This window comes from Stenotrophomonas sp. S41 (assembly GCF_016624625.1).
GTDB lineage: Bacteria > Pseudomonadota > Gammaproteobacteria > Xanthomonadales > Xanthomonadaceae > Stenotrophomonas.
The window spans coordinates 98,419-108,787 of sequence record NZ_JACVTV010000003.1; the positions used below are offsets into that span (position 1 = coordinate 98,419).

The following is a 10,369-nucleotide window of genomic DNA, read 5'->3' on the forward strand; positions in this document are numbered from 1 at the left end:
CACATGCAGTCAGGGAAGCAGCATGATCGTCGGTATCGACCTGGGCACCACCCATTCGCTGGTGGGCATCTACGAGGCGGGCGGCGGTCGACTGTTCCCCAATGCGCATGGCGAGCTGCTGACGCCCTCGGTGGTCAGCCTGGCCGATGGCGCGGTGCTGGTCGGGCAGCCGGCGCGCGACCGCCTGGTCAGCCATCCGGCGCACAGCGTGGCGAACTTCAAGCGCTGGATGGGCACCGACCGGCAGACCCGCCTGGGCGACCGCAGCTTCCGCCCCGAGGAGCTCTCGGCGCTGGTGCTGCGCTCGCTGCTGGCCGACGCCGAGGCCGCCCTGGGGCAGAAGGTGGAAGAGGCGGTGATCAGCGTGCCGGCGTACTTCTCCGATGCGCAGCGCAAGGCCACGCGCACTGCCGGCGAACTGGCCGGCATCCGCGTGGAGCGCCTGATCAACGAACCCACCGCCGCCGCGCTGGCCTATGGCCTGCAGCAGCGCGAGGGCGAAGGTCGGGTGCTGGTGCTGGACCTGGGCGGCGGCACCTTCGATGTGTCGATCCTGGAGCTGTTCGACGGCGTGATCGAAGTGCATGCCAGTGCCGGCGACAACTTCCTCGGCGGCGAGGATTTCTCGAGCGTGCTGCTGGAGGCCCTGCTGGCCGACCAGCGCCTGGACCTGGCTACCCTGGCCGACAGCGAGAGGGCGCAGCTGCTGCGCCACCTGGAACTCTTCAAGCGCGAGCTGAGCCTCAGCGGCAGCAGCACGCTGGAGCTGACGCTGGGCGAACGCCGGCTGCGCTGGGAACTGGACGAGGCCGGATTCGCCCGGCTGTGCGATCCGCTGCTGCAGCGCATGCGCGGCCCGATCGAGCGGGCGATCCGCGATGCACGGCTGCAGCCGGACGCACTGGACGACATCGTGCTGGTGGGCGGTGCGGTGCGCATGCCGATGGTCAGCCGCCTGGTCACCCGCATGTTCGGTCGGCTGCCGCTGCGCCATGTCCACCCGGACCATGCCATCGCCCTGGGTGCCACCGTCGCCGCCGGCCTGAAGGGGCGCAACGAAGCCCTGCGCGAAGTGGTGCTGACCGACGTCTGCCCCTACACGCTGGGCACCCAGGTGTCCCGCCGTATGCCGGACGGGCAGTCGCGCGGCGGCTATTTCCATCCCATCATCCAGCGCAACAGCGTGGTGCCGGTCAGCCGCGAGGATCAGTTCTTCCCGATCCACGAGAGCCAGCGCGAAGTCGTGATCGACATCTACCAGGGCGAAAGCCCGACCGTGGACCGCAACATCAAGCTGGGCGAGCTGCGCGTGCCGTTGACCCATCGTGCACCGATGGAAGAGCGCGGCATCACCACCCGTTTCACCTACGACATCAACGGCCTGCTGCAGGTGGAGGTGACTGAGGATGCCACGGGCCTGCGCCACGAGCTGATCCTGGAACAGAACCCGGGCCTGCTGTCGCCCGAGGAGATCCAGCAGCGCCTGCAGGCCCTGCAGGACCTGAAGATCCATCCGCGCGATGCCCAGCAGAACCTGGCCGTGGTGGCCCGTGCCGAACGCCTGTACGAGGAGTTCATCGATCAGCGCGACACGCTGCAGGGCTGGCTGCTGCAGTTCCGCCACGCGCTGGACGGCCAGGACCTGCACCACATCGAGCAGCAGCGCCGCGAGCTGTCGCAGGCGCTGGACATGCTGGAGCGCGATGCATGAGCTGGGGCCTGGACGTGCTGGAGCTGGACGAGGATGCCGACGAACGTGCGATCAAGCGGGCCTACGCCCAGCGCCTGCGGGTGACCCGCCCGGAGGACGATCCGGTCGCCTTCCAGCAGCTGCATGAGGCCTACCAGGCCGCACTGGCATGGGCGAAGGATCGCGCCGCAGAGGAGACCCCGTGGCCCGGCAGCGGACCGGAAGCACCGCTGCAATCGGCAGCGCCGAGCGTTGATGACGCGGGTCCGCAGGCGAATGACCACGTGCGGGCCGACCCGCGCATGGACGTGGAGGCCATCGCCGGCCGCATCCTGGCCGAAGCCGTACAGCAGGAGCCGGACGCGCTGCAGGAGTGGCTGGCGCAGCAGCCGGAACTGTGGTCGCTGCAGGGGAAGGCGCGGATCGGTGACGCCCTGCTGGACGCGCTGTTCTCCGCCACCGAGCCGGTGCAGGCCGACAACCTCGATGTGCTGGCCGAACGGTTCGGCTGGGACGAGATCGGCAGCGGCGTGGATCCCTATGCACTGGATGCACGGCGCATGGAGATGCACCGCCAGTGGGTGGTGCAGCCGGGCAACCACCATCGCTTGGCCGAACTGCTGCAGCGCTGCGGATTGCCGAACCCGCCCGCCGCGGCCGGCGAGCACATGGCCTGGCTGTCGCGTCCGTGGAATCACTGGCAGGCACTGCTCACTTCGTTGTCGCCCCAGCGTGGGCGCGACCTCAACCAGACCCTGGATGCCCTGGGCATCGATGACGACACGCCGGTGCCGGCCCCACTGCAGGCCCGCCAGATCGCGTTCTGGCGCGACATCGGCGCGATGCACCGGCTGAACCACGAGCGCTGGCTGCAGGGACTGCTGCGCGGTGTCGCGTGCGCGGTGATCGCCGCGCTGCTGGTGCTGGCCGTGGGCGTGCTGGGCCAGTTTGCCTCGGGTGACGGCGCTGCCGGCATCCATCCGATGGCCACCTACGCGCGGGTGGCACTGTACGCCGCGCTGGCGCTGGTGCTGCTGGGCGCGGTCGCCCCCGCGGTGCAGACCTTCCTGCACTGGCAGGTGCAGGACGAGCAGCCACATCGATCCGCGCTCGCGGCGCTGCTGCCGATTCCGCTGCTGGCGATCGTGGCCATCGTGCTGATCCACGGACTGGAACTGCGCACGGCCGGCACCCTGCTCGCCTGGCCGGTACTGGGCCTGTCCGTGTGGCGCTGGTGGCGGCGCACCCACCTGCAGATCCAGTTCAACGGCTGGCTGCTGCTGTCGGTGGTGCCGTTCCTGAAACTGCTGATCCTCGGCATGAGCTACGCCGAGCTGCCGGTCGCCTTCGCAGTGGCGTTGTGGGCGCGCGATGCCTGGACCCAGGTGTGGCGCCGCCAGCGATGAACGACTGGATGACGCTGCTGGGGCTGGACGCCGAGGCAGACGAGCGCACCATCAAGCGCGCGTATGCGCGGCAGCTGCGGGTCACCCGGCCCGAAGATGACCCGGTGGCGTTCCAGCGGCTGCACGAGGCCTACCAGGCCGCGCTGGCGCAACTGCGCGAGGATGCAGCGCCGCCTGCGGAAGTCCGCCCCGCGCAGGCATCGACGGATACGGTGGACGCCGAGGGCGTTGCCGCGCAGCTGGTCGAGGTGGCCGGACAGGGCGATGACGCGCTCCTGCGGCAGGCCCTCCAGCAGCAACCGGAGCTGTGGTCGCTGCACGGCAAGCAGCGCATCGGCCACGCCGTGCTGCAGCAGCTGGTGACGGACGAACCGGCGCTGCCGCGCAGCACCTTTGACACGCTCAGCGAGTGTTTCAACTGGGATGACCCGGTGCGGGGCATGGACCTGCACTGGCTGGATGCAGTCGCGCGCCGCTGCGAGCAGCGCTGGCTGCTGTCATCCGCCGGTGCGCAGGCACTGGCGACCCGCTACCTGGGCATCAGCGAGTCGCTGCTGGTGCCCGGCAGCGATGTGCTTCCCAGCCTGCGCGAGCCGCGCCCGGCCTGGCGCAACCTGCTGAGTACCCTGCAGCCGTCGCGCGCGCACCAGGCAATCAGCCTGCTGGCGGCGCTCGGCTACTGGCACGACCTGCGCGTGCCACCCGGCCTGGATGCAGGGCAGGTCGCGTTCTGGTCACGCTTCGGCCGCGAGGGCGATGCCATCCATTGGCAGGCCGGTGGCCTGCGCGCCCTGCTGGTCGCGCTGGTCCTCGGGCTGATCTGCACCTGGGCCGTGATCGCCAGCTGGCCATTGCCGCCCTCGGAGGATGGCATGCTGGATGGCGGCCAGCGCGCGGCGCTGATCATCGCCGCTGCCGTGCTGCTGGTTCCCGGGCTGTGGCTCACGTCCCACACCACGCGCGCGATCATCCGCTGGCAGTCGCTGCCGGAGCACGTCGCCACCGTCCTGCCGGGGGTGCGCATCCTGACCGTTCCGTTGGCGGTCGCCGCGGTGATGGGTACGTTCCACCTGGCGCTGCGTTTCACGACCGGGGTGCCGGTCGGCACGCTGGTCCTGCTGGTCTTCGCCAGTGGTGCGGTGCTGCGGATGGCCCGCCAGCGCTTCCTGCAGCGCTGCAGCTCAGCGGAGCAGGACGCGGCTTCCGGCAGTCTGGTGGTGGCGATCGTGCTGATCGTGCCCGCGCTGGTCATGGCCCTGGTCTACTGGGCGAAGGACCTGCACGTCCACCGCGACGAGCTGCGCTGGTTCAACCGCTAGCCGCGTCGGGCGATGGGGTCGGATCCCTTTCAACGAAGGGTGCCGACCCCGACCGGATCATTTCTCGCGACGCCAGTTCAGCGAGCCGCGGTTTTCCACCGTGCTCGACTCCACTTCCACGTCGAAGCCACGGCGCAGCAGGTACTTCAGGGTCAGCACCGAACCGGCGCCGACCATCGACACGCCGTAGCCGACGTAGAGCTTGGGCGAGATGTACTTGCCGAAGCCAATCACCGAACCGCCCAGCGCGCGCGACTGGCTCACGCCGGCATCGTCCAGGCCCAGCTTGGCGCCCAGCTGCGAGGCCAGCAGGCCGCTGCCGGCCGACAACGCCGCCGAGGCCGCGGTGACCTGCTGGGTCTGGTCGGTGCTGGCATTGGTCAGGCTGCGGCCCAGCACCAGGTAGGCCAGTGCCTCGGACTGCGACATCGCCGGGTCGGACCACACATCCGCACGCGGCTGCTGCGCGCGGCCGGTCACGTCGATGCCGGCGGTGACATCGCCGATGCGGCGCTCGGCGCGGATGTTGATGCGCGGATCGGAGACGGCGTTGTAGTTCCAGTTGAGGTTGCCGCGGGTGATCGTCAGGTCCTGGCCGTAGGCCTTGTAGCGGCCACTGACTTCCAGCCCACCGTTGGCGGTCATCTCGCGGCCGGGCTTGGCCCAGACTTGCATCTTGCCGGTCAACCCGCCCTTCAGGCCGAAGCCGGTCATCTTCACCTTGTCGCCCAGGCTCACGGTCAGGTCCATGTCCAGCGGCGAGGTGCGCGATTCCTCCGGGTCGGCCGGATCCAGCACCACCACATCCTCCGACACCGAGGTGCCGCGGTCCAGGCGCTCCAGGTCGATGTCGGCCTCGGGCACGTTGACCGTGCCGCGCAGCTCCATCGCCGCCTTGGCCAGGGTGAAGTCGAGATCGGGGTTGGCGACGATGCGCAGTTCGCTGGTGTTGGACACCAGCACGTTCTCGCCGTGGATCTTCAGCTGCAGCGGCTGCGCATCGCCGAACCAGGACAGGCCACCGTCGACGTACAGCGTGCCCTGCCCCGAATTGGCCTGTGCGGTGATCTTGGCCGAACCATCGGGCTGGGCGACGAAGCTGCCCTTGCCCTGGTCGAAGGTCAGGCCGAGTGCCGGGAATTCGCCCTTGAAGTTGCTCAGCTGCGCGTCACCGCCCAGCGAGGGCTGGCCGCGCGTGCCACGCAGGCTCACGTGGCCTTCGATCAGGCCGGTGGGACGCACGATGTCCGGCGAGAACAGCTCCAGCCAGTACAGCCGCGACATGTTGAGATAGAGCTCACCGTTCAACGGCGCGCTGGCTTCCCAGCCGGTCTGCATCTTCGCATCGACGAAGCCGTTGCCCTGGAAGCCCATGCCCAGGTAGCCCTTGATGCTGGCCGGGGTCATGTCCAGCTTCAACGAGAACTGGTCGTACCGCACCAGTTCGCCGCGGGTGCTGTCGGTGCCGGCGGTACCGGCGTTGCGCAGCTCGCCCAGGCGCACGCCACCTTCCTTCGAGCGCACTTCCACGTGGCCTTCCCAGGCGTTGGCGCGCGGACGGATCTGCGCGTCCAGGCTGACATCGCCGCGCAGGTAGATGCGGCGGCCGGACTGCGGCGGCAGCCACGGCTGCACCAGCGACAGCGGCAGCGCATCACTGCGCACCACCACGCCCTCGCGCGGCCAGTTGGCCTGCGCGCACAGAGCGCCACTGCCGGTGGTGGCCAGGCAGGCTTCGGACAGCGTGTAGGTGCTGCCGTTGATGGCGAAGGTCGCCGGTGCACGCAGCGACCACGGATCGCCCTTCATCGGCGCGATGCGCAGCGCGGACAGTTCACCGCGCCACTGCGTGCCCTGCTGGCGCACGCTGCCCTGCAGGTCGATCGCACCCATCTCGTTGCGCGTCTGTGCGGCCAGGCGCAGGTTGGACACGCTGCCCTGCGCATCCACGTTCAAGCGCTCCAGCAGCATGCCGGCATTGACCTGCTGGCCCTGCACCGCCAGCGTCCCGCTGTCGCCACGCCACGGCAGGTGGCCCTTGATGCTCAGGCTTTCGGCGCCGTAGCCATCCCAGTTGAGGTTGTTGCCTACCAGGTCGGCGGTGATGTCCGGCGCATCGCGCGGGCCCTTCACCTGCACCTGGCCGCGCAGGCCGCCATCGGCGCCGGGCAGCAGGTCGCTCAGCTGCAGCGGTTCGAAGCGTGCGTCGATGTCCAGGCGATCGCCGACCTTGCCCGACGCGGTCACCCGGCTGCTGCCTACGGTCAGCTTCAGCTCGCCCTGGCCCTGTTCGCCCTGCAGGGCGAACTTGCCCTGCGCGTCGACGTTGCGCTGGCGCAGCGTGCCCTTCAGCGAGGGCAGGTCCACCGTCGCCTGCAGCGTACCGGCGGTGCCGGCCGGTGCATTGGCCGGCGGCGGCAGCTGCTGGCCCTTGGAGGCGAAGTTGCCCGACAGGCGGCCATTCCAGCCCGGCACGAAATAGCCCGGGTCGAAGTCCTTCAGCGTGGCCTTGGCATCCCAGTCCAGCTGGGGCGACCAGGCCACCTGGCCCTCCACCTGCAGCTGGCCACCCGGGGTCTGCGCCTGCAGCTGGTGGATCTGCGCGGCCTTGTCATTACCGCGCACATCGAAGCGCAGCTGCGCCTTCTGTTGCTCGCGCTGCACGTCGGCGCGGCCGATCGCGGCCCAGGCCTGCAGCGTGCCGGCCAGGCCGAAGCGTGCTTCCTTCAGGGTCACCGGTACCGGTGCGCTGCCGGCGGTGTTCGGATCGGGCGCCGGCACCCAGGTCAGGTTCTGCGCGATCACCGAGAAATTGAGCTTCTGCTGGTCTTCCTGGCTGAAATCGGCGGTGCCTTCCAGGCGTGCTTCGCCGCCCAGGCCCTTCACCACCAGCGGCGAGACCTTCAGTACCTGGTCCTGCAGCGAAACCACCGACGGTGCCAGTTCCAGCTCCTGCTCACCCTGCTTCACCCGCCCATGCAGGTTGGCGTTGCCGCCCTTGCCCGAGGCGGTGAAATCCAGTGCCAACGGCGCGATGCCCGAAGTCGCCAACGCCGGCGACAGCAGCGCCAGATCCAGTTCGTCGCTGCGGACCGCGGCATTCCAGGTCGGGTCGGTGCGGCCGTCGAACACCAGCATCGCCTTCAGCGGCTGCGGTGCACGGCCGGCCACGGCCACTTCCATGTGCGCCAGGTCGCCGCGCGCGACCAGGCCCAGGGTGGCGGCAGTGCGCCCGCGCGGTGCCGGCAGCACGGCGGTCACGGTCACGTCGGTGTCGTAATCCTTGGCCGGGATGTAGCGGCCCTGGGCGGTGAAATCGCCCATGTCGCTGTCCACGACCAGCTTGTGCGCCTGGAACTCGCCATTGGCGATCTCGATGCCGCCACGCACGCGGGCGATGTCGATCACCGGCTCATTGGCTTGGCTGATGCGGAAACCATCGATGGCGATGACATCGGCCTGGATCGCCAGCGGCATCTCGATCTGCGGCAGCGAATCGGGCCACGACGGCAGCTTGAACGGCTCATCGCTCTTGGCCAGGTTGAGCGTGGCGTTGGTCAGTTCCAGCTTGTCCAGCAGCAGCTTGCGGCCCAGCAGCGGGCGCAGGTCCGGCTCCAGGTGTGCGCGCTCGGCGTGGAAGTGGATGTCGTCGTAGCGGAAATCGACGTTGTACAGGGTCAACGGGCCAGCCACCGGGCCGTCCGCCTTGTCCCAGGTGAAGCTGGCGCCCACCGGCAGCCGCGCCACCACCTGCGCCAGCAGCACATCACGGCCGGCCACGGTCTGCAGCAGCCAGTACACGGCCAGCAGCGCCAGCAGCACCAGGCCGATGACGCCCACGCCCGACCACGCCCAGAAGCGGCGGCGGCGGTAGAAGCGCACGCGCGGCGGCGGCGGGGTGCGGGTCTCCGGGGTCTGCGCGCTCACAGGTCCGCTCCGATGTTCAGGTACAGCTGGAACTGCGAATCAGGGTTGTTCAGGCCGTGCGCGATGTCCACGCGCACCGGGCCCACCGGCGATTTCCAGCGCACGCCGAAGCCCACGCCGGTGTGCAGGTCGATGGTGTTGTCGAACGCGCTGCCGGTGTCGACGAAGACCGCCGCACCCCACGGACCGCCCTTGAAGTAATGCTCGTACTCGGCCGAACCGACCACCAGGTTCTTCGCACCCAGCGCGTACTTGTCCGGCGCCGGCGTACGCGGGCCCACCTCACGGAAGGCATAGCCGCGGATGCTGCGGTCGCCACCGGCGAAGTAGCGCAGGCTCGGCGGCATCGCCACCAGGTCGCTGGTCCAGGTGGTGCCACCTTCGCCGCGCAGGATCAGGCGGTCGCTCTGCCCCACCGGGATATACCAGCGCAGCACGGCATTGGCCTGCACGAAGCTGGTATCCGAACCGGCGCCCTCGATGCCGCCACGCAGGGTGGCGGTGCCGCTGACGCCGCTGCGCGGGAACAGCGGATCGTCGACGTTGACGTAGTCGGCGACCAGCTGCGGATAGACCAGGGTCGAGGTGTTGTACACCGCGTTGGTGAATTCGGTGCCCGAGGCATAGCGCCAGCGCTCGCGCAGAGCGTTCATCGAGGCGATGGCGGTCCAGTTCTCGTTGATCTGCCCGCTGCGGCTGGCGATCAGCTTGAAGTTGCGCAGGTCGATGTAATCGGTCTGCTCATCGTAGGCACTGGCGGTGAAGCCGTACCAGCCGTCCAGCCACTTGAACGCCGGCACGCGGTAGGTGCTGGTCAGGCTCTTGCGCTTCTGCGCATAGTCCAGCTGGGTGTTCATCTTGTGGCCGCGGCTGTTCACGTAGCGCCGCTCGATGCCACCGCGCACACCCGCGCCGCTCTCGCTGCCGTAGCTCAGGCCCGAGGTGTAGATGGTGCGCTTGGCCCGGGTCAGCTTCACGTCCACCGGCACTTCGCCGTTCTCGTCGGCCTGGTCCGGCCGCGGCTGGATGTCGATCACGCTGAAGTAGTCCAGCTTGGTCAGCGATTCGCGCAGGCGGTCCAGCTTGCCTTCGTGGAAGTAGCTGCCCTGTTCCCAGTACACCAGCGGGTCGAACAGCTTGTCGACGAAGTAATCCTGCTCGAAGGTCACCGGGCCCATGTTGTAGCGGCGCCCGCTGTCCCAGGTCAGGTCGATGTCGGCGGCGTTCTCGGCGCGGGTGACCTGCACCTGGCGCTGGGTGTAGTCGGCGTCGAAGTAGCCGCGCTCGGCCAGGCGCCGGGTGATGGTGATCTTGCTGGCTTCGTACTGGGTGTGTTCGAAGCGCTGGCCCTTGCGCGGCTTGAACGCGGCCAGGTCATCCTGCAGGTACTGGTCGTACATGGCAGGGCCGGTGATGTCGATGTGCTCGCGGCGCACGCGCACCGGCTCGCCCTTCTCCACCCGGATATGCACCTGCACGCGCTCGTCCTGGCGGGGCGCTTCCACGGTGATCACCGGGTTGTAGTAACCGAACGGCTCCAGCGCCTCGCGGGTCTGCCGCTCGGCCTGCGACAGCAGGTATTCCAGCCGCGACTCGCCCTGTTCCTTGCCGATGGTGTCGTACAGCGACAGCGATTCCTGGATGTTCTCGATGATCGCGGCGTCGTCGCCCTTGTCCAATCCCTTGATGTCCACCTTGTCGATGGTGCCGCGCGCATGGGCCACGGAAGTGGTGGCCAGGGTCAGGACCATCAGCGGGAGGGCGTATTTCTTTGGCTGCATGCGGCACAGCATACCGACCGCGCGTGACGATGCGAAATGCAGCGCGCGAATGGGGATCGGTTGTTAAGTGGCAGTCAAAATGCGCAGCTTTGTGCGCGTTATCTGCACGATGTTGGTAGCGCCGGGCCATGCCCGGCGAGCGCGCCGCGCGGTCCCGCGGAAAGCCGCCGGGCATGGCCCGGCGCTACCTATCCCCCCATCAGCTCGACAGGTGCTCGATCGCCGCGACCTTGCCCAGGCGCTCGC

The 10,369-nt window shown here is 68.9% G+C and carries 5 protein-coding genes; 3 read left to right on the forward strand and 2 right to left on the reverse strand.

The window, feature by feature from the left end:
* The first annotated feature begins 22 nt into the window (after positions 1-22).
* Genes IAE56_RS01535 through IAE56_RS01545 form a run of 3 tightly spaced genes read left to right on the forward strand, consistent with a single transcriptional unit; the run spans position 23 to position 4,415 of the window.
* Positions 23-1,711: a molecular chaperone HscC gene (locus IAE56_RS01535; RefSeq protein ID WP_200751197.1), complete on the forward strand. Its 1,689-nt coding sequence runs from the start codon at positions 23-25 to the stop codon at positions 1,709-1,711.
* Positions 1,708-3,096 carry a hypothetical protein gene (locus tag IAE56_RS01540; protein WP_200751198.1) on the forward strand — a complete coding sequence of 463 codons (1,389 nt, stop codon included), beginning with the start codon at positions 1,708-1,710 and terminating at the stop codon, positions 3,094-3,096. The genes IAE56_RS01535 and IAE56_RS01540 overlap by 4 nt, the downstream gene beginning before the upstream one ends.
* Positions 3,093-4,415 (forward strand): J domain-containing protein, encoded by a 1,323-nt coding sequence (locus IAE56_RS01545; RefSeq protein WP_200751199.1) that lies wholly within the window; start codon positions 3,093-3,095, stop codon positions 4,413-4,415. Before IAE56_RS01540 ends, IAE56_RS01545 begins: the two co-directional genes overlap by 4 nt.
* Before the next feature lie 57 nt (positions 4,416-4,472).
* Here IAE56_RS01545 and IAE56_RS01550 read toward each other — a convergent pair whose 3' ends face one another.
* Both IAE56_RS01550 and IAE56_RS01555 read right to left on the reverse strand, forming a co-directional pair.
* A complete protein-coding gene (locus IAE56_RS01550) occupies positions 4,473-8,342 on the reverse strand; it encodes a translocation/assembly module TamB domain-containing protein (RefSeq protein WP_200751200.1) in 3,870 nt (1,289 codons plus the stop codon).
* Complete coding sequence (locus IAE56_RS01555; protein ID WP_200751201.1) at positions 8,339-10,135, reverse strand: autotransporter assembly complex family protein; 1,797 nt, start codon at positions 10,133-10,135, stop codon at positions 8,339-8,341. Before IAE56_RS01555 ends, IAE56_RS01550 begins: the two co-directional genes overlap by 4 nt.
* Between the last annotated feature and the right edge of the window lie 234 nt (positions 10,136-10,369).

Coding starts and splice junctions, on each gene's coding strand:
- IAE56_RS01555 (WP_200751201.1), bottom strand. CDS start 10,135: ATGCTGTGCCGCATGCAGCCAAAGAAATACGCCCTCCCGCTGATGGTC.
- IAE56_RS01535 (WP_200751197.1), top strand. CDS start 23: ATGATCGTCGGTATCGACCTGGGCACCACCCATTCGCTGGTGGGCATC.
- IAE56_RS01545 (WP_200751199.1), top strand. CDS start 3,093: ATGAACGACTGGATGACGCTGCTGGGGCTGGACGCCGAGGCAGACGAG.
- IAE56_RS01540 (WP_200751198.1), top strand. CDS start 1,708: ATGAGCTGGGGCCTGGACGTGCTGGAGCTGGACGAGGATGCCGACGAA.